The 20,860-nt window shown below is 70.9% G+C and carries 19 protein-coding genes; 7 read left to right on the top strand and 12 right to left on the bottom strand.

Annotated features, from left to right (window positions below; genetic code table 11):
- Window positions 1-124: 124 nt before the first annotated feature.
- Window positions 125-646 (bottom strand): VanZ family protein, encoded by a 522-nt coding sequence (locus ACFPJ4_RS03500; RefSeq protein ID WP_386738901.1) that lies wholly within the window; start codon window positions 644-646, stop codon window positions 125-127.
- 137 nt (window positions 647-783) lie between these two features.
- On the opposite strand from ACFPJ4_RS03500, the gene ACFPJ4_RS03495 reads away from it, so the two are divergent.
- Entirely contained in the window at window positions 784-1,971 is a 1,188-nt protein-coding gene (locus ACFPJ4_RS03495) for a MarP family serine protease (RefSeq protein WP_386738900.1), read from the top strand.
- A 4-nt stretch (window positions 1,972-1,975) separates the two neighbouring features.
- Here ACFPJ4_RS03495 and ACFPJ4_RS03490 read toward each other — a convergent pair whose 3' ends face one another.
- Complete coding sequence (locus tag ACFPJ4_RS03490; protein ID WP_386738899.1) at window positions 1,976-2,470, bottom strand: zinc ribbon domain-containing protein; 495 nt, start codon at window positions 2,468-2,470, stop codon at window positions 1,976-1,978.
- 244 nt (window positions 2,471-2,714) lie between these two features.
- Here ACFPJ4_RS03490 and ACFPJ4_RS03485 point away from each other — a divergent pair, with 244 nt between their 5' ends.
- Window positions 2,715-2,843 carry a hypothetical protein gene (locus tag ACFPJ4_RS03485; protein ID WP_386738898.1) on the top strand — a complete coding sequence of 43 codons (129 nt, stop codon included), beginning with the start codon at window positions 2,715-2,717 and terminating at the stop codon, window positions 2,841-2,843.
- A gap of 310 nt (window positions 2,844-3,153) precedes the next feature.
- Here the strand turns inward: ACFPJ4_RS03485 and ACFPJ4_RS03480 are convergent, their stop codons facing one another.
- From ACFPJ4_RS03480 to ACFPJ4_RS03450, 7 genes are all read right to left on the bottom strand, one after another.
- The gene (locus tag ACFPJ4_RS03480) at window positions 3,154-4,434 is read right to left on the bottom strand and encodes a S1C family serine protease (RefSeq protein ID WP_386738897.1); all 1,281 of its coding nucleotides are present in this window, start codon (window positions 4,432-4,434) and stop codon (window positions 3,154-3,156) included.
- A 92-nt stretch (window positions 4,435-4,526) separates the two neighbouring features.
- Entirely contained in the window at window positions 4,527-5,516 is a 990-nt protein-coding gene (locus ACFPJ4_RS03475; RefSeq protein ID WP_386738896.1) for an NADP-dependent oxidoreductase, read from the bottom strand.
- Window positions 5,517-5,705: 189 nt separating this feature from the next.
- Window positions 5,706-6,944: a PrsW family intramembrane metalloprotease gene (locus tag ACFPJ4_RS03470; RefSeq protein ID WP_386738895.1), complete on the bottom strand. Its 1,239-nt coding sequence runs from the start codon at window positions 6,942-6,944 to the stop codon at window positions 5,706-5,708.
- A 26-nt stretch (window positions 6,945-6,970) separates the two neighbouring features.
- A complete protein-coding gene (locus tag ACFPJ4_RS03465; protein WP_386738894.1) occupies window positions 6,971-7,759 on the bottom strand; it encodes a hypothetical protein in 789 nt (262 codons plus the stop codon).
- 86 nt (window positions 7,760-7,845) lie between these two features.
- A complete protein-coding gene (locus ACFPJ4_RS03460) occupies window positions 7,846-8,349 on the bottom strand; it encodes a hypothetical protein (RefSeq protein WP_386738893.1) in 504 nt (167 codons plus the stop codon).
- Window positions 8,350-8,405: 56 nt separating this feature from the next.
- Complete coding sequence (locus tag ACFPJ4_RS03455) at window positions 8,406-9,077, bottom strand: MDR/zinc-dependent alcohol dehydrogenase-like family protein (RefSeq protein ID WP_386738892.1); 672 nt, start codon at window positions 9,075-9,077, stop codon at window positions 8,406-8,408.
- Window positions 9,078-9,181: 104 nt separating this feature from the next.
- Complete coding sequence (locus tag ACFPJ4_RS03450; RefSeq protein WP_386739762.1) at window positions 9,182-10,588, bottom strand: FAD-binding oxidoreductase; 1,407 nt, start codon at window positions 10,586-10,588, stop codon at window positions 9,182-9,184.
- Window positions 10,589-10,695: 107 nt separating this feature from the next.
- Between ACFPJ4_RS03450 and ACFPJ4_RS03445 the strand changes: the two genes are divergently transcribed.
- From ACFPJ4_RS03445 to ACFPJ4_RS03435, 3 genes are all read left to right on the top strand, one after another.
- Window positions 10,696-12,183, top strand: a complete 1,488-nt coding sequence (locus tag ACFPJ4_RS03445) for a DNA-3-methyladenine glycosylase 2 family protein (protein ID WP_386738891.1) — start codon at window positions 10,696-10,698, stop codon at window positions 12,181-12,183.
- Window positions 12,184-12,230: 47 nt separating this feature from the next.
- A complete protein-coding gene (locus ACFPJ4_RS03440; protein ID WP_386738890.1) occupies window positions 12,231-13,010 on the top strand; it encodes a glycosyltransferase family 2 protein in 780 nt (259 codons plus the stop codon).
- 94 nt (window positions 13,011-13,104) lie between these two features.
- Complete coding sequence (locus ACFPJ4_RS03435) at window positions 13,105-14,067, top strand: IS481 family transposase (protein WP_386738889.1); 963 nt, start codon at window positions 13,105-13,107, stop codon at window positions 14,065-14,067.
- 21 nt (window positions 14,068-14,088) lie between these two features.
- On the opposite strand, the gene ACFPJ4_RS03430 is transcribed toward ACFPJ4_RS03435, so the two are convergent.
- Window positions 14,089-15,006 carry an alpha/beta fold hydrolase gene (locus ACFPJ4_RS03430; RefSeq protein ID WP_386738888.1) on the bottom strand — a complete coding sequence of 306 codons (918 nt, stop codon included), beginning with the start codon at window positions 15,004-15,006 and terminating at the stop codon, window positions 14,089-14,091.
- A 77-nt stretch (window positions 15,007-15,083) separates the two neighbouring features.
- On the opposite strand from ACFPJ4_RS03430, the gene ACFPJ4_RS03425 reads away from it, so the two are divergent.
- A complete protein-coding gene (locus ACFPJ4_RS03425) occupies window positions 15,084-15,614 on the top strand; it encodes a DUF6328 family protein (protein ID WP_386738887.1) in 531 nt (176 codons plus the stop codon).
- Here the strand turns inward: ACFPJ4_RS03425 and ku are convergent.
- On the bottom strand, window positions 15,611-16,453 hold the full coding sequence (gene ku / locus ACFPJ4_RS03420; protein ID WP_386738886.1) for a non-homologous end joining protein Ku: 843 nt from the start codon (window positions 16,451-16,453) through the stop codon (window positions 15,611-15,613). The two genes, ACFPJ4_RS03425 and ku, sit on opposite strands and share 4 nt — an antisense overlap.
- Window positions 16,454-16,511: 58 nt before the next feature.
- On the opposite strand from ku, the gene ACFPJ4_RS03415 reads away from it, so the two are divergent.
- Complete coding sequence (locus ACFPJ4_RS03415; protein WP_386738885.1) at window positions 16,512-19,070, top strand: ATP-dependent DNA ligase; 2,559 nt, start codon at window positions 16,512-16,514, stop codon at window positions 19,068-19,070.
- A gap of 27 nt (window positions 19,071-19,097) precedes the next feature.
- On the opposite strand, the gene ACFPJ4_RS03410 is transcribed toward ACFPJ4_RS03415, so the two are convergent.
- On the bottom strand, window positions 19,098-20,678 hold the full coding sequence (locus ACFPJ4_RS03410) for an aspartate ammonia-lyase (protein WP_386738884.1): 1,581 nt from the start codon (window positions 20,676-20,678) through the stop codon (window positions 19,098-19,100).
- Window positions 20,679-20,860 lie beyond the last annotated feature (182 nt).

Below are 20,860 nucleotides of genomic sequence, written 5' to 3'. Positions count from 1 at the left end.
GCGCTGCTCTGCTCGTTCCATCACCATCTGCTGCACTCGAGCGAGCACCGGTTGCGCATGAACGGCGGCCTGCCCGAACTGCTCAGCCCGCCCTGGGTGGATCGGCAGCAGAGGTGGAGACCGCTTACCAAGTCGAGGTTGAGGCTGACCGCGTAGGAACAGCGGTACCGGCTCGGGCGACCGGGTGCGCATCCGCGCGAGCCTGCGCATCCACGCGAGCCTGCGCGCGGCGACGCACCGCGGCCGGCCAGGTGAGCACGAGCGCGATGACGACGCCCGCGAAGGCACCGATCGAGTTGGATTCGAGGTCACGCACATCGCTCACTCGACCGGGCAGGAACAGCTGCGTGAACTCGATTCCGCAGCTCAGCAACACCCCCAGCAGCACCGCCAACCACCAGCGTCGACGCCCCAGCAGGAGCAGCAGGAACACGCCGATCGGCACGAACATCAGCACGTTCGCCGAGAACTCGAGAGTCGAGAAACGGATCCACTCCAGGCTCGGATGACGGTGCAGCCAGGCGAGAAGCTGCCAGAGTCCGCTGGCCCGTTCCAGGGCGCGCGGCTGCGGTCCGAGCGTCAGCCATCCGACGGCGGCCAGGTACAGCCCCGTCATGACGGTGAGCAGGGGATGGTGACGGAACATCCCTCAAGCCTGCCCCCACCCCCGGTGAGAACGCCCAATGGCGCCTGAGCCTCTCCCCCACGAGGACCGCCGCCTCGGACTCCCCCGCCGGTGGGTCTCGAAGCGGTTTCCCCGAGATCATCCGTCAGACTGTTCGAATGCTGCCTGCTCGACTGCTGGACGTCCTGCTGGTCCTCGTCCTGCTCGTCTACCTGGGCGAAGGCTGGCGCAGCGGCTTCATCCGCAGTCTCAGTGCCATCCTCGGTCTCGTCGTCGGCGCGGTCGCCGCATTCTTCGCGATCCCCGTGGTCGGGACGATCGTGCCCGATCCGTTCTGGCGCACCTTCCTGGTGGTCTCGGTCGCCGTCGCCCTGATCATCCTGGGCAGCATGGCGGGTGCGGGAATCGGCCGCCTGATCCGGGGCCGCATCGATCGCACAGCGCTGCGCCCGCTCGATCGGGTCGGTGGAGCCTTCGCGAACCTCGTGGTCGGCGCCCTGATCACCGCCCTGATCGCCGGCAGCGTCGCCTCCCTCGGCGTTCCCGTGCTGACGCGTGCCGTGAGCGGCTCGTGGGTGCTGCAGACGATCGACACGATCACCCCCGAGCCGGTCACCGCCGCGCTCGCGCGCCTGCGATCCACCGTGCTCGCTCAGGGCCTGCCGGTGATCTCGGGCGGGTTCTCGGGCATCACCAAGTCGCCGGGAATCCCCCAGGTCAAGACGGACACGGCTGCGCTCGCCTCGGCATCGCAGTCGGTGGTGCGGATCAACGGCACCGCCTACGCCTGCGGCCAGAACCAGTCGGGCTCGGGATTCGTGATCGCGCCCAACCGCATCGTGACCAACGCCCACGTCGTCGCCGGGGTGCAGCAGCCCGTCGTCCAGGCCTCGAACGGCCAGACCCTCGACGGCCGCATCGTCTACTTCGATCCGAACAACGACCTGGCGGTGATCGCCGTGTCGGGACTCGGCGAACCGGCCCTCACACTGAGCGATCCCTTGGCCGCAGGAGACAAGGGCGTCGTCGACGGCTACCCCTACGGCGGACCGTTCACCAGCGGCGCCGCCCAGGTGCTGGCCCGCTCGAACGAGAACGTCGAGAACATCTACAGCTCCGGGCGATCGGTGCGCGAGCTGTACACCCTCGCCGCGCAGATCGAACCCGGCAACTCGGGTGGTCCGCTGCTTGCCGAGAACGGCCGGATCGCCGGCATCGTCTTCGCGAAGAGTTCGACGGATGCCACCCTCGGCTACGCCATGACCGACACCCTGCTGAGCCCCCTGGTCCGTCAGGCGCCGGGACTCAGCGCCGCGATCAGCTCGGGCCCCTGCGTCAAGGGCTGAGCGCTCAGCGCGCGAGGAACATCGCGAGGGTCGCCGACAACGAGACCGCCAGCACGAGCCCGACCAGCGACGCCACGACGACGCTGAGCACCGCCCAGTTGCGGCGGCCGAGCCGTCCGTCCTTCGTCTCCCGGATGCCGCGCACGCCGTACGAGATCGTGGCAGCCACCAGCCCGCCGACCACGACGAAATGCAACAGCTCGAGGCCGAGCGCCGCCGTGATGAGGTTCTTGGCATCCGAGCTCACGACGACGATGCCGAGCGCCAGCGCGCCGACGACGATGTTCGCGACGATGACGAGCGCGGCGAGTTGGAGGCTGCGGGTCGCGGCACGGTCGACGGGTCGACCCTTGCGATCGGTGGGGATCGCGGTCGCGACACCGCAGTGCGGGCAGAACGAAGCGCTCAGGGCGACGCGGGAGCCGCACAGCTGACAGGAGACACGGGTATCGACAGCAGTCAGGGGGATGACCGTGCCGGCGTGGGGGGCGACCGACATGTCCCCCATACTAGGGACATTCGGCTCGGGCCGGGGTGGGAGTTTGCCCAGCGTCGAGGGGGCGCGGACGCGACGCCCGTCACCCGACGCCTCACGATGCGCGTCACGATGCGCGTCACGATGCGGGCCGCGTGAAGGCCTGCCCTGGTGGCGACTTTCCTGTACGCCTCCTGAGCGGTTCCGGTGAGGCGGTTGCTCCTGTCTATCCCCCGAACTAGGGTCGGGCTGAGCAAAGGGGGCTCGGATGTCCGCTTACAACTCCCGCTTCGAACGCCGCGATCTCGTTCTCGCGATCATCACCAGCGTCATCGGCGCTGCCGCGACGATCCTCGCCGCATTCGCGGTCGTCCTGATGTCGACGGGGCGCATCTGATCCGCTGTCGCCGCCCGCTGTCGCCGCCCGCTGTCGCCGCCCGCTGTCGCCGACCCGCTGTGCCGACCCGCCGACCCGCGCCGGACGGCCGCGAGCGTCTGCGGCCTGATGCACTGACCCCCCTGACGTCCCGGCGCCCTGTCCCCGACACCCCTTCCCCGACACCCCGTCCGCGACACCCTGACACGTCGTGCCCCGACGCCGAGTACCGCGCGGGTCAACAAGTGCCCGCGGGCGGGACCAGGTGCCGGCACGCGAAACCCCCGGTCCGCACTTGCACCTGCGGACCGGGGGTTTGACGGGGGCGGCGCTACGCGGCCGGACCCCCCGCGAGGGTCACCGCCACCTGGTGCGACGCCCCCGACGCGTCGGTGTAGGTGACCGTGACCGTGTCACCCGGTGTGTGGCTCTTCACGAGCGCGCTCAGCGAGTCGGTGGTCGTGACGGCGCTGCCGTTGAGCGCCGTGATGGTGTCGCCGGAGGTCAGCGCGGACCCCGCTGCCGCGCTGCCGCTCACGACGCCGCTGATCAGCACCCCGGCACCCGTCTGCGCTGTCGCCAGCTCGACCCCGAGGAAGGCCGGCAGCCCGATCGTGACGGTCGAGCTGGCCTCGCCCGCCATGATCCGCTTGGCGATCGAGAGGGCGTCGTCGATCGGGATGGCGTACCCGGCGACCGTGCGCGAACCGCTGGATGCCGCCGTCACGACGCCCGCGACCTCGCCCTGCGAGTCGATCAGCGGGCCGCCCGAGTCGCCGGACACGACATCCGCATTCGTCTGGATGAGACCGGAGAGGCTCTCGGTCGCTCCCGTCGTGTCGTCGGCGACCTGGATGCTCTGCTCGAGGGCGGTCACGGTGCCGGATGCCGCCACCAGGTTGCCGGTGCCCTCGGCGTTGCCGATCGAGGTGACCGCCGCGCCGACCGAGAGGGACTGGGAATCGATCTTGGCCTTGCTGAGCCCCGTCACGTCGTCGCCCGAGCTGTCGACCAGCTGCAGCACGGCGATGTCGTCGGTCGCGTCGGTTCCGACGACCTTGGCCGTGTAGCTCGTGCCCGTCGACTCGACCGTGACGGTCGTCGCGGTCGAGCCCTCGATGACGTGGTTGTTGGTCAGGATCTCACCCGTCGAGTTCAGGATGATGCCGGTCCCGGCCGCCTGCGAGCGGCTGTCGTAGTTCAGCGTCGAGACGATCGTCACGACCCCCACCTTCTGGGCGCTGGTCGCGGCGGTGGCGTTCAGCGCCGCCGTGCCGCCCAGGCGGGGACTCGGATATCTGCCGCTGCCGCCCTGACCGCTGCTGCCCTGGCCGCTCCCGTCCGCGCCGCCGAACTGCCCGCCCCGTGCGCCGGAGCCGCTCTGCTCCGAGGCCGAGGTGGAACCGTTCCTCGCCTCGGCGATCACGGTCCCGATACCGAAGCCCCCGGCGCCGATCGCGAGGGCGACCGCCGTCGCGCCGCCGATCAGGGCCGCGCGACGCCGCCGCCGCGGCGCGAGACTCGATGTGTCTGCCATGGCTTCGGCGGGAGTGCTGGTGGGGCCGGCCTTCGGCTCGGCGTTCTCGGGGCCCTGCGCGTCGTTCTCATCCATGTCCACAGTCCAGACCCGGATGCTCGGCGCATCCTATGAACGTGCTGCGGGTCGGCGCCGAGAAAGCCCGGGGCTCGCTGAGATCGGCGGGGCTACACCGAACCGGGCAGCGTCGCTCGGGACTCGTCGGCCGCCATCGCCGGCACCGGCGGGGCATCCGAGACGATCACGATCTTGCCGCGCAGGTGCCCGAGCTCCAGCCGGGCGAAGGCCTCGGCGACGCGGTCGAACGGGAACTCCGCCTCGATCGGCAGCTCGACATCGCCGGCGACGACCAGTTCGGCGAGGGCGGTCAGCGTCGCGAGGTTCGTCGCTCCACGACCGACGCGGCGGATGCCGAAGCGACTCGGGTCGGTGGCGTTGGTGTTGATGCGGTGCGGCGGGATGCCGAGCTCGAGGAACTGCCGCACCGCGTCCTCGCCGTGCAGGTCGAAGGCCGCGGTGACGCCGTCCGGCGCGAGCGCGCGCACCTCGGCCACGAGATCCGGACCGTAGGCGACCGGCTCGACTCCCCGGGAGCGCAGCCAGGCGTGGTTCGCGGGCGAGGCGCTGCCGATCACGCGCACGCCGCGCAGGATCGCCAACTGCGCGAGCACGCCGCCGACTCCCCCGGCGGCCGCGCTCACCACGATCGTGTCGCCGGCTGTCAGCTGTTGCGAGGCGAGAGCATCCCAGGCGGTCTGGCCGACCAGAGCGAGCCCCCCGGCGACCGGCCACGGCAACGCGGACGGCTTCGGTGCGAAGTAGCCGGCATCGGCGACCAGATGCTGCGCGAAGGCGCCATCGGGAACCGTACCGAAGACCTCGTCGCCGACGGCGAGCGGCCTTCCCGGCTGCGCGACGGCATCCACTGCGGTCGGCCCGACGGCCTCGACGACGCCCGCGAGCTCCCGCCCGATCCCGGTCGGCAGCGCGACCGGATACTGCGGGCCGCCCTCCCGGCGCTTCGCATCCGCGGGGTTGAGGCCCGCGGCACGCAGGGCCACACGCACCTGGCCCGGCCCTGGTTCGACGATCGGCTCGTCCAGGAGTTCGAGCACCTCCGGGCCGCCGAAACGGGAGAAGCGCACCACGAGGTTCATGTCGGCATCGTATTCCGCCGGGGCGTACCGTGGCCGGGGGTTGACCTGCCGCCGAGACGGGTGCACTCTGGGTGAAGAACAACTCATCGCCCAGAAGAGCCGGAGTCTTAGCACCCGCCACTGGGCGATGAGTCTGTTAAGGGGCAGTTCGTCTAAGGGGCCGTCCGTCTAAGGGGCAGTTCGTCGCCCTCAGCCCGCGGGAACCCGGCTCACGGCGGCGGCGAGTGCGCCGCGCTCGGCGCTGACCCGGGCGAGCAGTGCGGCCTCCTCGGCCTGAGCCGCCACGTGGTCACGCTGGGTGACGATCCGGTTGCGGGTGAAGGCGAGGCGGGTGGCATCCCGGATGTACGACCGCATGAGCCTGCCCACGCCATTCGACTTCGCCCAGCTCATCGAACGGCGTCGCCCCACGGGAGTCGCGAGCGACTGCAGCTCGCCGGCGTTGAACCACCCGGCGGCCGCATACTCGCCGAGCCTCAGCTGGGTCAGCCGCACCTCGCGCCGCCGCAGCAGCACGACCGCGACGAGCCCGATCGCGAACAGCGGCATCTGCACGAGCAGGTAGTACCCGAGGAAGTCGGAGACGAAGGCCAGGGAGCCGTTCCAGAACGCGTGGAGCAGGATCGCAGGCACCAGCCCGACGAAGAACAGTCCGACCCCGGCCAGTCGGCCGCCCCGGCGGGCCGCCATGCCGATGAACAACCCCGTCATCGCGGTGAACATCACATGCGCGAAGGGCGACAGCAGACCGCGGATGAAGAAGATCTGCGCCACCGAGCCGTCGAATCCGCCCTCGCTCGAGATCTGCTCGCCGAAGTACTGGATGTTCTCGCTGAACGCGAACCCCGCCGCGACGGTGGCCGCGTACACGACCCCGTCGACCGGTCCGTCGAAGTACCGCCGCGCGACGAGGAAGATCAGCAGCACGCCGAGGCCCTTCGCCGACTCCTCGACGATGGGCGCCTGTACGACCGACTGCAGCAGTTGGCTGGTGTCGGTCGGCCCGCCGCGCGCCGAGAGCGCGAGCTGCACGCCGACATCGACGGTCAGCGCCAGCACGATCGAGACACCCGCGCCCCAGAGGAACGCGAACAGCAGGATGCCGAAGGGCTCCGGCTCCCAGCGATCGATCCAGCGGATGCCGAGCAGCACGATCGCGAGCGGCACGAGCGCGAGGACCGCACCCACGACGGTCAGGCCGGGACCGAGGAAGGAGAGGAAGTACACCACGACCAGAAGGACGGCGGCACCGACGATCAGGTATCCCACGATCCCCGCTGCCAGCAACCCCGAGCGGTGCGGCGCGGGGCGACCCAGCGCGGGGTGGGCCGGGTGCCGCGTGCTCGCCTGCACCTCGGCGGGCGCCTCCGGGGCCAGCGTCGCCGGCGTCGAGTCGGCGGGCAGGTCAGCGGGATCCGGAGCCGTCATGGCTCACACGATATCGAGTGACCTGACTACTTCTGCTGCTCGCGCAGGATGGCGAGGGCGCGGGCGACCCGGTTACCCAGCCCCGGAACCCGCCCGCGAGCCGGGATCCTGGCCCGTTCCAGCAGCGCCATGACCTCGGCCCGCTGCGCCTCGAGCACCGCATCCAGGGCGGCCGCGGCAACGGCGTGCGACCGCAGCGCGACCACGAAGGCCGCCACCCCGAGCAGCGCGGCGGCGACGAAGCCGAGGGTGACACCCACGGGGAAGAGATAGGCGGCGAGCACCACGAGCGCCAGCAGGATCGCGACACCGAACGCCCGCAGCACGTTGGCCCCCTGAGAACGGCGCACGCGCAGCCGATCGGCGCGCTCGACGCGCTCGTCGAACTCCGCGAGTTCGTCGCGATCGAGCGTGATCGAGGCACGGTCGCGAAGGTCGCGACGGATCCGGGCGTAGGTCGGGCGCTCCCGGCGCACCACGGCGACGATCGCCGCGATGCCGATCGCGAAGGTCAGCAGGGTGAGCCCCAGCAGGATGAGGGCGCCGACCACGGGGCGATCCCTGTCCCAGACCAGGCGGGCCGCCGAGTCCACGCCGAAGGCCACGAGCACGGCGAGCGCGGCTGTGACGACGACGGTCCACGAGAGTTCGCGCACGCGGCGCCGGGTCAGGGTGTCCGGATCGCTCGGCTCGCCGTCGTGGCCGGGGCGCTGGCGACGGGCGTCGAGCACCGCGCCGACGGCATCCGCGATCTGCAGGGCGAGAACGACCCCGCCGACGAAGAGGGCGCTCGTGAGCAGGGCCGCGATGTCCATACCAGCGACTGTATCTGCCGTCGGGGGCGATCTCTTCGTCGAGGGTGGTGCGTCGAGGGCGATGCGCCGGGGTGGCGCCGTACCGCCTACTGCTCGAGTTCGACGCCGCCCGCGACGGTGAACACGCAGACCGCGACGGTGAGCCCTGCGAAGGCCGTCAGCAGCAGCCGCAGCTTGGGTTGGAACGTCTGCTCGACGCGTGCCGCGAGCCCGGGGGCGACGGATGCCGCACCCGCCCCGAGGCCGCGACCCCAATCGATCAGCAACCGCTCGGCCTCGGTGACCTGAGGGTCGACCGGGTCGTCGCCGTTGAGCTCCAGTTCGCGCCGGAAGAACCCGGCGGGATACGGCGCCGGGTAGCCGTCGCTGATGGCGAAGCTGAACAGGGTCACGGCGCGCTCCCCGAGGTACGGCACCAGCTCGTCACGCAGCGTGAACCAGCCCTGGTAGGCGTCGAAGGCCGCCGCGGAGCCCAGCAGGGTGCGGTCGAGCGGCGAGAGCGGGCCGGGGTGGGCGGCGAGGAACCGCCGGGCGGCCTCGGCCGCATCCGGAGTCAGGTCGTCGTCGTCGAGCGGCGCCAGGAATCCCATGGCCCACAGCCTAGACGCGCGCACCACGCCGCGGACCGCGCGGTGCGCACCTCTCGTTACGCCGCGATGCTCGGGGCGACGCCCGCGATCACGGGCACGCTGTCGAACACTCCGGCGCGGATCGCCTGGAACACCTCGACCGCGGCCTGTGCCAGCTTGCCGTGGCTTCCCAGGACGGTGCGACGGATCTTCGGCTCGTCGTGGATCGACACCCGTGCCGACTCGACCGCGGGATCGACGATCCGCGCGCCCAGCGAGCGGGCCCAGGCCGCCGTCAACTCGGCGACCACGGGGTCGGTCGAGACGACGCGCACCTGGTCGCCACGGGCGAAGGGGCGCGTGCGCACCAGGGCGCGAGCGATCAGGCCGGGGCCGAGGTAGCTGACGAGCTGCTCGTCGCTGATCCAGGAGGGGACGCCGAGCACGTCGTCCTGATCGATCAACAGCAGCTCTTCGAGCTCCTCGCCCGAGTCGCGCCAGGCGACGCGGTCTCGCGGGGCGAATCCGTTGGTGTCGGGACCGGCGGCATCCACCGTCCCGACGATGAACCCGCGGCCACGCCGGGTCGGGCGCAGGCGCAATCGGCCCACGGTCGGCCGCGGAACGAGAGGGCGGCCGGTCCGCGTGTCGCGCGGCAGCGCGGGCACCCGGGTCAGGGGCGCACCGGCGGCGCGCCTGCCGTTGGCGGACGCGTTGCTCGAAGAGGAAGTGGTCGTCGCAGTAGTCATCTGAGTAGTCACCTTGACCGATACAACCGATGCGGATGCATGACTATTCCGTCGAGCCGCCTGTCAGCGAACCCTCAGCCGCGGTCGCTCGAGCGTTCGAGCGCTCAGAACACCTTGCCCGGATTCAGCAGGCCGAGCGGGTCGAACACCGATTTGAGCTGCCGCTGCAGCGCATAGGAGTCGTCGCCGAGCTCGGCGCGCAGCCACCGCTTCTTGAGCACGCCCACCCCGTGCTCCCCGGTCAGGGTGCCGCCGAGGCGCAGGCACTCCACGAAGAGCTCGTCGGCGGCCGCCCAGATGTGATCGGGCACGACGACGGGCTCGTCGGCGAGCGCGCGCGGTCCGGCGGTCGGGGGCCCGATGATGAAGTTCGGATGCAGGTTCCCGTCGCCCGCGTGGGCCACGGTCGGGATCGAGATCCCGTACTTCGACTCGATGCGGGCGATCGCGTCGAACATCGCGGCCAAGGCGCTGCGCGGCACCGCCACGTCCTCGATGAGCACCGTTCCGCGCGCCTCCATGGCGGGATGGAACGCCCGGCGGATCGCGAACAGCCGCTCGCCCTCGTCCGGGTCGTTGGAGAGTTCGGAGTCGCCGCCGAGCTCGGCGATGACCGAGACGGCGGCGTCGGCCTCGGACTCCGCTGCGGCACCATCCGTCTGCACCAGCAGTTGCGCGCCGCGACCGCCCAGATCGAGGCCGAGGTGCTCACCGATCGCCTCGAGGGCGTGGGCGTCGAGCAGCTCCATGACCGCCGGCCGGACCCCGCTCGAGACGATCGCCGCGGCGGCGCGGGCCGCCAGCTCGACGCTCGCGAACGAGGCGCTGATTGTGGCGACGGTGCCGCTCGGCAGCGGGCGCAACCGCAGCGTCGCCTCGACGATGACCCCGAGGGTGCCCTCCGATCCGATCAGCAGGGCGGTCAGGTCGTATCCCGTCACGCCCTTGATGGTGCGGCGCCCGAGCCGAAGCAGCCGGCCGTCGGCGAGCACGACCGTGAGCCCGAGCACGGCCTCGCGGGTCACCCCGTACTTCGCGCACAGCAGGCCGCCCGCGTTCGTGGCGATGTTGCCGCCGATCGTCGAGATGGCCTTGCTGGCCGGATCGGGCGGCCACCAGAGCCCGCGTTCGGCGAGCACGGCATCCAGCTCGCCGTTGAGCACGCCGGGCTCGACGACCGCGATCTCGTCGTCGACCGAGATCTCGAGGATCCGGTCCATACGGCGGGTCGACAGCACGATCTCGCCCTCGCCGCCGATGGCCGCGCCCGCGAGCCCGGTCCCGGCCCCGCGCGGGACGACGGGGATGCGGTGCTCCGTGGCGATCCGCATCGTCGCCTGCACCTGCTCGACCGTCGTGGCCTCGACGACGGCGAGCGGCCGCCCGGGAGCGCGTCGGCCGGACTTGTCGACGCGCGCCCCGTCGAGCGCCTCAGCGTCGGTGCGGACGATGGCGCCGAGCTCGGACCGCAGCGCGCGAAGGACGGCCCCGTGCCCGTCGGCGGCCTCCATGCTCATCCGGCGAGGCTATCCGATGACGTCCCCGCCGTCGGAGAGTGCTCCCGTGTGGTGTCCGATTTCCGCTGGCCAAGGTCGTGGGCGCGTGCGAGGGTGGGTCCATGCCCGACGATCCGCAGTTCGCCCAGCGCTACGGCGCGCTCGCCTCGCGCGACGCCCGATTCGACGGGCAGTTCATCGCGGGGGTGCACAGCACGGGCATCTACTGCCGGCCGAGCTGCCCCGCCATGACGCCCAAGCCGGGCAACGTGAGCTTCTACCGCACGGCCGCGGCCGCGCACGAGGCCGGGCTGCGCGCCTGCAAACGCTGCCAACCGGATGCCGTGCCCGGCTCGCCGGACTGGAATCTGCACGACGACCTGGCCTCGCGCGCGATGCGGCTCGTGCACGACGGCGTCGTCGAACGGGAGGGCGTCGAGGGTCTCGCCCGTCGGCTCGGCTACACGCCGCGCCACGTCACGCGGGTGCTGCGCGCCGAACTGGGAGCCGGCCCGCTCGCGCTGGCCCGCGCGAACCGCGCCCAGACCGCCCGCTCCCTGCTCGCCGCGACCGAGCTGCCGATCTCCGACATCGCCTTCGCCGCCGGCTTCGGCAGCCTGCGGCAGTTCAACGACACGATCGCCGAGGTCTACCGGGCGACGCCGAGTCAACTCCGGGCGATCGCGCGACGCGGCCGTGCGGGCGACGCGATCGCCGCGGACCCGGCGACCCCGCTCGTGCTGCATCTGCCGGCGCGCGCGCCCTTCGACGGCGCCGGCCTGATGCGCTTCTTCGCCGACCACGCCGTCGTGGGCCTCGAACGGGGCGACGCCGACAGCTTCTCGCGCGGCCTCGAGCTGCCGGGCGGGCGGGCCGAGGTCACGGTGCGCCTCAATCCCGACCGCGCGGGCCTGATCGTCACGGCGCGGCTGGCTCGCCTCTCCGACGTGCCCGCTCTCTCGGCGCGGGTACGGCGGATGTTCGATCTCGACGCCGACTCCGTGGCCATCGACGAGGCCATCGCCGCGGATGCCGCGCTCGCGCCGCTCGTGACCGCGACGCCCGGCATCCGGATTCCCGGCAGCGCCGACGGGGCGGAGACGCTGTTCCGCACCCTCATCGGGCAGCAGATCTCGGTCGCTGCCGCGCGCACGGTGGTCGGCCGGCTCGTCGAGGCCCTGGGCGCGGGGCCGGCGGGAGCGCGGTCGTTCCCGACGGCCGCCGCGATCGCCGAGCACGGCGCGGAGGTGCTGCGCGGACCGGCGAACCGGATCGCGACGATCCTGCGGGTCGCGGATGCCCTGGCCGACGGCGCCCTGCGCCTCGATGTCGAGACGCCCGCCGCCGAGCTGCGCGCCGCGCTGCTCGCGCTGCCGGGCGTCGGACCGTGGACCGCCGACTACCTCGCGCTGCGCGTGCTCGGCAACCCGGACGTCTTTCTCGCGAGCGATCTGGTGATCAGGCAGAGCGCCGAGGCGCTCGGCCTGCCGGGGTCGGCGCGCGCCCTCGCCGAGCGCGCCGCCGCCTGGACGCCGTGGCGCAGCTACGCGAGCCTGCAACTCTGGAGGCACCGCCCGGCACGTTCGCCGCGGCGGCCGGGCCCGGAGTAACCTCGCAACTGCGCGACCGCATGAGGCGCGCGTTCTGGAGTGGGCAGATGATCGTCTCGGTGGTGATTCCGGCACGGGACGATGCCCCGATGCTGGCGCGCTGTCTCGACGCCCTCGGACGGCAGACCGGGCTTCCGGATGACCTCGAGGTCGAGATCGTGGTCGTCGACAACGGCAGCACGGACGCGACCGCCGCGGTCGCCCGCGAGGCCGGGGCACGCGTCATCGAGGAGCCGATCGCTGGCATCCCGCGTGCCGCCTCGGCGGGCTACGACGCCGCGCGGGGCGAGCTGATCGCCCGGGTGGATGCCGACTCGATCTGCCCGCCGGACTGGCTCGCCCGCGCGATCGCGATCTTCGCCCACGACGACGAGCTCTCGGTGCTGACCGGAACCGGCGAGTTCTACGGGGCGAGCGAACTGGTGCACCGCATCGGCAAGGCCTGGTACCTCGGGGGCATGTACTGGTCGATGACCGGCTATCTCGGGCATCCGCCGATCTTCGGGTCAAACTTCGTGATGCGCAGCGAGGTGTGGCGGCAGCTGCGCGCCGAGGTGCATCGGAGCCAGCGCACGATCCACGACGACCTCGATCTGAGCCTGCACATCAAGCCCTGGATGACCGTGCGCTACGACCCCGACTTCGTCGTGCAGATCTCGGCGCGCCCCTTCGCGACCTTCAGCGGATTCCGCCGCCGGCTCTCCTGGGTGCTTCCCACCCTGCGCAATCACTGGCCGGACGACAGCCCCTGGAACCGGCGCGCGGCACGGCGCCGCTGGGAGGAGCACGAGACGGGCGAGGGCTCCCGTCCCGGGCACGCCGCCTAGCTGTAGTTCCTCGGGACGTTGTGATCGTTTGAGTTAGCGAAGACCTCCGGAACGATGTGGGTTACCACACTCACTTCGTCAACCGGAGGTCTTCGTGACTCACGTTAATGCGCCCTTCGCCCCGGAGGGGCGGCTTCGTCTTGCGAGACTGATCGTTGATCAGGGTTGGTCGGCTCGTAGGGCTGCGGAACGGTTCCAGTGCTCGCCTGCGACGGCGTCGAAATGGGCGGCTCGGTTCCGCGCTGGCCAGTCGATGCAGGACCGGTCCTCACGGCCTCACCGGTCACCGCAGCGGAGCTCGCGGCAGCTGGAGCGGCGGATCATCGCTTTGCGATTCGTGAAGCGGTGGGGTCCGCACCGCATCGGCTATCACCTCGGGGTTCCCCGATCCACGGTCGGTCGGGTCTTGGGGCGGTATTCGATGCCGTTGCTGCAGCACCTCGACCAGGCCACCGGGCTGCCGGTCAGACGACCCCGTCCGGTCCGTTATGAGAAGTCCAGACCGGGTGAGCTGGTCCACGTCGACATCAAGAAACTCGGCCGCATCCCTGACGGCGGCGGCCACCGCATCCACGGTCGCACGATCGGCAACCACAACAACAAGAAGGCCGGCCGCGGCTACTCGTTCCTGCACCACGCCGTCGACGACCACTCCCGACTCGCCTACTCCGAGATCCTGTCCGACGAACGCAAAGGCACCGCCGCAGGGTTCTGGCTCCGCGCCAACAAGTTCTTCACCGACGCCGGCATCCAGGTCACCGCGGTGATGACCGACAACGGAGCCTGCTACCGATCTCGCGACTTCGCCAACGCGCTCGGCCCGATCAAACACGTCTGGACACGCCCCTACCGACCCCAAACCAACGGAAAAGTCGAACGCTTCAACCGCACCCTCGCCACCGAATGGGCCTACGCCGCCGCCTACTCAACCGACGAAGCCCGCGCAGCCGACTACCCCGCCTGGCTGCATCACTACAATCACCACCGACCCCACACCGGCATCGGCGGATCAACACCAGCCTCCCGCGTTCACAACCTCACGGGGAACTACACCTAGCGGCACCCGCCGCGCCGGCGGTCAGCCGCGCGGTCCGTCGACCTTGGAGTACAGCCGCAGCAGGTCGCGGGCGAGCTGATGCGGGGTGGTCTCGCACGGACTGTGCCCGGTGTCGTACACCGCGAGCTCCGCGCGGATCCGCTCGGCGAAGTCGGCGTGCAAGGACAACGGCCAGAGGTCGCGGGAGCCCACGGCGACGAGCTTCGGGATCGGCGCGGCGCGCAACTGCGGGCGCAGTTCGGGCGCGCGCTTCATGAGCCGGATGATGTCCTCCATGCTGCGCCGGGTCGTGTACTCGAAGCGCATCCGCACGAACTCGAGACGCGAAGGAGGAACCCGGTTCTTGTTCGTCACGATGCCCCAGGTCATCAGGGCCGCGCCGACCCGGCCGGTCGCCATCCACGTGAAGGGGCCGAGGATCTTGACTCCGCGGAAGCCGTTGCCCGGCTCGGGCGGGGTCGCGAGCAGGGCGAGGCTGCGCACGAGCTCCGGGCGCTGCACGAGCGTCAGCTGGGCGATCGTGCCGGCGAAGGAGTAGCCGAGCAGGTGGGCGGGCGATCCGGCCTCGAGAAAGGCGACCAGGTCGGCGGTGAACAGCTCGTAGCTGTAGTGCTGGTCGGCGGCGGGGCCGGCGGAGGCCGACTCGTAGTTACCGGCGAGATCGAGGCTCTGCACGTAGTAGCCGGATGCCGCGAGCACCGGCATCACGAGCACGAAGTCCTCCTTCGAGCCCGACACCCCCGGCACGAGCACGACGCGGGGATGCAGCGGGTTCCCCACCGACACGACGGCGATCTCTCCGCTCGGGGCCGCGAAGCGCGAGGCGATCGAGCCCGGCGCCGGCTTCGTCCAGTCGATGTCGTGCGGAAGGGCCGCATCCAGGCGTGCCGCATCGTCGAGGGGCGCCTCGTCAAGACTCTCCGGCTCGCGAACCGTCACCGGCCAAGCCTATGACCCGCGCAGCCGCCCACGCAGGCCGCCGCGCGCGCGCCGCCTCCGGACCGTACGATCGGGGCATGAGTCGCGCCGAGTCGTTGCCCGAGCAGGAGTCCCCGCCCGGCGACGGCCGCCACGAGACCGAGCTGCAGCGCCTCGACCGCAACTGGACGGAGCTGTTGCAGGAGCTGCGCGTGCTGCAGACCGGCACCCAGATCTTCACCGGATTCCTGCTCGCCATCGCGTTCCAGCCGCGGTTCACCCAGCTCGATCCGGCCCAGCTCGCCGTCTACCTCACCCTCGTGTCGTTCTCGAGCGTCGCGACCGTGCTCGCCCTGACCCCGGTGGCGATGCATCGCGCGCTCTTCCATCGGCACGAGAAGCGCTTCCTGGTCGGCGTCGCGAACGTGCTGCTGCGCGTCGCCCTGGTCGTCGTCGCGATCACCCTGAGCGGAACCGCGCTGCTGATCTTCGACGTCGTCGTCGGGCGGACGGCCGGGATCGCCGCGGGCGTCGCCACCGCGGTGCTGTCGCTCGCGGCGTGGCTTGTGCTGCCGATGTTCGCCCGGCCCGGCGAACGCCCCGGCGAGGGGCCGGGCACCCCGAGCTAGGCCGACTTCTTCTTCGCGGCCGGCTTCTTGCTCGCGGCCGCCTTCGGCGCGGCGGCCGAGCGCTTGTTCTCGACGCTGCGCCGCAGGGCCTCCATGAGGTCGAGCACCTCTCCCCCGCCCTGGCCCTCGGCACGCCCGAAGGTCGCCTCGGTGTCGAGCGCGTCCCCCTGCTCGAGCTTGGCCTCGATGAGGGTGCGCAGCTGCGCCTGGTACTCGTCGGTGAACTTCTCGGGAGTGAAGTCGCTGGCGAAGCTCTCGACCAGCTGCTTCGACATCTTCAGTTCGGCATCCGTGATCTTGGGGACCTCGTCGAGCTCGGGGAATCGGGCCTCGCGCACCTCGTCGTCCCACAGCAGGGTCTGCAGCATGAGCACGTCGTCGTGGACCCGCAGGGCGGCGAGGCGGGTCTTCTGCCGCAGGGCGAACTGCACGATCGCCGTGCGATCCGTCTCTTGCAGGGTGCGCAGCAGCAGCACGTAGGCCTTCGTCGATTTGGAGTCGGGCGCGAGGAAGTAGCTCTTCTCGAACATGATCGGGTCGACCTGGTCGCTCGGCACGAACTCGACCACGTCGATGTCCTTGCTGCGCTCAGCCGGAAGCGACGCCAGGTCCTGGTCGGTGAGGATCACCGTCTCGTCGCCGTCGACGTACGCCTTCGCGATGTGCTCGTAGTCGACGATCTCGCCGTCGATCTCGCAACGGCGCTGGTACCGGATGCGGCCGCCGTCCGCGTCGTGCACCTGATGCAGGGGCACGTCGTGGTCCTCGGTCGCGGCGTAGAGCTTCACGGGCACGTTGACGAGCCCGAAACTGAGGGAGCCTTTCCAGATGGACCGCATCCTGGCATTTTCCTCTGCAGATGTGGACGATGTACACCCCCTTGGTTAGCGTGACCCTATGGCACGGTCATCCGGAGGGTCGGCCGGCGACGGCCCGGACAGCTACGTCGAGGTCGGCGGCCACCGGCTGCGGCTGACCAACCTCGACAAGGTGCTCTATCCCGAGACCGGCACGACCAAGGCCGAGGTCATCGAGTACTACAGCCGGGTGGCCGACGCCCTCATCACGCACGCCCGCGACCGCCCGGCGACCCGCAAGCGCTGGGTCTCGGGGGTCGGCACCGCCGAGAAGCCCGGCCAGGTGTTCTTCGAGAAGAACCTGCCGAGTTCCGCCCCGGACTGGATCCTGCGCCGGCCGATCCAGCATTCCGATCACGTCAACGAGTACCCGCTCGTCAACGACCTCGCCACCCTGGTCTGGATCGCGCAGCAGGCGGCTCTCGAGATCCACGTGCCGCAGTGGCGCTTCGGTCGCAACGGCGCCCGCAAGAACCCGGACCGCATGGTGCTCGACCTCGATCCGGGCGAGGGCGCCGGACTGGCCGAGTGCGCCGAGGTCGCCAGACTCGTGCGTCAGATCCTGCAGGGCATGGGGCTGGACCCGATGCCGGTGACCAGCGGGAGCAAGGGCATCCACCTCTACGCCGCCCTCGACGGGACGCAGTCGAGCGACGAGGTGTCGGCCGTCGCGCACGAACTGGCGCGTGCGCTCGAGGCCGATCATCCCGAGCTGGTCGTGAGCGACATGAAGAAGGCGGTGCGGGGCGGCAAGGTGCTGCTGGACTGGAGCCAGAACAACGGTTCCAAGACGACGGTCGTGCCGTATTCGCTGCGCGGACGGGCCCGTCCCACGGTCGCGGCACCACGCACGTGGCGCGAGCTCGCCGCCCCGGGATTGGCGCAGCTCGAGTTCGGCGAGGTGCTGAAGCGGCTCGCGGCGAAAGGAGATCCGCTCGCCGATGTCTCGGCGGGCCGATCCGGTGATTTCGACAGCGGGCATGAGCGCGGCGGCGAGGAGCTCGCCGAGTACCGGCGGATGCGGAACAGGTCCAAGACGCCGGAGCCGTTCGGCGACGTGCCCGGCAGCGATCCGAGTTGGAAGCCCGACCCGCAGAACCCGCACTTCGTCATCCAGGAGCACCACGCCAGCTCGCTGCACTACGACTTCCGCCTCGAACGCGACGGGGTGCTGGTGAGCTGGGCCGTTCCCAAGGGCGTGCCGACCGACCCCTCGCAGAACCACCTGGCCGTGCACGTCGAGGACCACCCCTTCGACTACGGCACCTTCGAGGGAAGCATTCCGAAAGGGGAATACGGCGCGGGCGAGGTCGCGATCTGGGACCGCGGCCGCTACGAGCTCGAGAAGTGGCGCGACGATCCGGGCGACGGCGAGGTGATCCTCACGATCCACGGTGAGAAGCACGGCTCGCACCGGCTCGCGCTCATCCAGACCAAGCAGGGCGACAACCCGAAGAACTGGATGCTTCACCTCATGAAGAGCCAAGATCCCGTCGACTGGGACGCCGAGGGCGGCCCGGTCAACCGGGTCACGGGCGAGAAGTGGCACGGCCACCGCACCGTGTCGAGCGGGCGCAAGGGGCTCGGTGCACCGACGAAGACCATCGTCGGATCCCGGGTGCCCAGCACGGCGCTGCACCCGATGCTGGCGACCCTCGGGGCGACGACCGGAGTGGATCGCTTCGCGGGCGGGCCCGACTGGAGCTACGAGATGAAGTGGGACGGCATCCGGGCGATCGCGACGATCCGCGGCGACGAGGTGACCCTGCGTTCCCGCAACGGACTCGACCTGACCGGGAGCTACCCGGAACTCGCCGAACTCGCGGCGGCGGTGCGCGGGGACGCGGTGCTCGACGGCGAGATCGTCGCCCTCGACGGCGCGGGTCGCCCGAGCTTCGGCACCCTGCAGAAGCGGATGGGCCTGACGAGTCCGCGCGACGTCGAGCGGGGGCGGCTCGCGACACCGGTGCACTACTTCGTGTTCGACGTGTTGTCAGCAGGGGGCATCTCGCACCTCGACGACCCCTATGCGACGCGCCGAGGGCTTCTGGCCGAGCTCGTGACGGACCGCGGGGCCGTCACCGTGCCGCCGGACGCCGGCGACGACCTCGCGGCGGCCCTGGCCACCAGCGAGAAGCTCGGCCTGGAGGGCGTGATCGCCAAGCGCCGCGACAGCCCGTACCGCGCGGGCAAGCGATCGCGCGACTGGATCAAGCTCAAGCACACGCTGACGCAGGAGGTCGTCGTGGGTGGCTGGCGCCCCGGAAACGGCAGCCGCGCCGACAGCATCGGCTCACTGCTGCTGGGGATCCCGGATGCCGACGGCCTGCGCTACGTCGGACGGGTCGGCACGGGCTTCACCGACCGGCAGCTCGCCGAGATCCGCGCCCGCCTCGACGGGATGACCCGCGCCACCCCGCCCCTGCTCGACGTGCCGAGCGCCGACGCGCGCGACGCGCACTGGGTGACGCCGAGCCTGGTCGGCGAGGTCGAGTTCGCCGAGCTCACGGCCGACGGTCGACTGCGGGCGCCGTCGTGGCGGGGCTGGCGCCCCGACAAGGACCCGTCGGAGGTCGTTCGCGAGGCGCCGGGCCAGTAGCGGCCCGCGCCCGGCCCGCCCCCGGGGTCACCCCTCGGGCGGGGCCGGTGGCACGGCCGCCGGGCCTCCCGGCAGCACGATCACCCCGGTGACCGGCGAGACGCCGCTCAGCCGTTCGGGCGACAGCACCCGCGCGACCTCCTCCTCGGTCATGAGGCCGGCGCTGACCACCAGTTCGGCGATCGAGGCGCTCGTGGTCAGGGCGGTGTGCGCGAGGGCCGCCGAGGCGGCGTAGCCGATGTACGGGGTGAGCGCCGTGACGACCCCCACGCTCGACTCGACCTGCATGGTCAGGCGGGCGGTGTTGGCCGTGATCCCGTCGACGCAGTTGAGTCGCAGCGTGCGGCAGGCATTCGTCATCCAGGCGAGCGACTGCAGGATGCTGTGCGCGATCACGGGCTCGAAGGCGTTCAGCTGCAGCTGGCCGGCCTCCGCGGCGGCGGTGACGGTGGCATCCGCGCCGATGACGCTGAAGGCGACCTGGTTCACCACCTCGGGGATCACCGGATTCACCTTGCCCGGCATGATGCTCGACCCCGCCTGACGCGGCGGCAGGTTGATCTCGCCGAAGCCGGCCTGCGGACCCGAGGAGATCAGGCGCAGGTCGTTGCAGATCTTCGACAGCTTGACCGCGGCGCGCTTCAGCGTGCCGCTCAGGGTCATGAAGATGCCCGCGTCGGCCGTCGCCTCGATCAGGTCGGGCGCCGTCTCCTGCGGGATCCCGGTGAGCTCCTCGAGCTGACGACGCACCGCCTCGGCGTAGCGCGGGTCGGCGGTGATGCCGGTGCCGATCGCCGTCGCCCCCATGTTGATCTCGTTGAGCCAGTGCACGACCTCGCTGAGGCGGTCGTAGTCCTCCTGCAGGGTGTGCGCGAATCCCGTGAACTCCTGGCCGAGGGTCATCGGCACCGCGTCCTGCAGCTGGGTGCGCCCCACCTTGAGCACGTGCGCGAACTCCACGCCCTTGGCGGCGAAGCTCCTGGTCAGCTTGGCGTGCTCCTCGAGCAGGCGCTGCACGCCGAACACCATCGCGAGCTTGATCGCCGTGGGATACACGTCGTTGGTGGACTGACTGCGGTTGACGTCGTCGATCGGATGCAGCCTCGCGTAGTCGCCGAACGCCAGCCCCATCGCCTCCAGGCTCGCGTTCGCGATCACCTCGTTCGTGTTCATGTTCGTGCTCGTGCCGGCCCCGCCCTGGATCACGCCCACCACGAACTGGTCGTGCAGCTCTCCCGCCACGATCCGCTCGCACACGGCGTCGATGACGTCGGCCTTCGCGGGATCGAGCACGCCGATCTCCTTGTTGGCCCGAGCGGATGCCTGCTTCACGCGGGCCAGCGCCCGCACCAGATCGGGGTAGTTGCTGATCGCCCGCCGAGAGATCGGGAAGTTCACCAGGGCCCGCGCCGTGTGGATGCCCCAGTAGGCGCCGGCCGGGATCTGCATCGACCCCAGCGAGTCGCTCTCGGTGCGCGTCGGTCCGTCGCCGGTGAGGTATTCGGGCGTGTCGTCCGGCCCCGTCGTGGTCACGTTCTCGTCTCCGATGATCAGTTGTTCGGGGTTCGTGAGCGTTGCTGAGATGTCGAGTCCGATCGTGTCGGGCATCGTGATCCTCCTTGATCGTCGATCTGCGTGCGGGCCTCATGGGCGCCGCAACGATGGTACGCGCGACACGCCCGTGCCGGGGCCCCGGGCGCGAATACCCCCCGAGCTGGGCGTCGCGACGGTGTCGGCGCCGCTCGTACGCTGACCTGACACAGCCGAGGTCTCGGCTGCTTCTCAGGGGG

Origin of the sequence: Lysinimonas soli (assembly GCF_042655435.1) — a bacterium.
Taxonomy (GTDB): Bacteria; Actinomycetota; Actinomycetes; order Actinomycetales; family Microbacteriaceae; genus Lysinimonas; species Lysinimonas soli.
The sequence above is the reverse complement of the archived record's forward strand: the minus strand, read 5'-3'. Positions and strand labels throughout refer to the sequence as shown.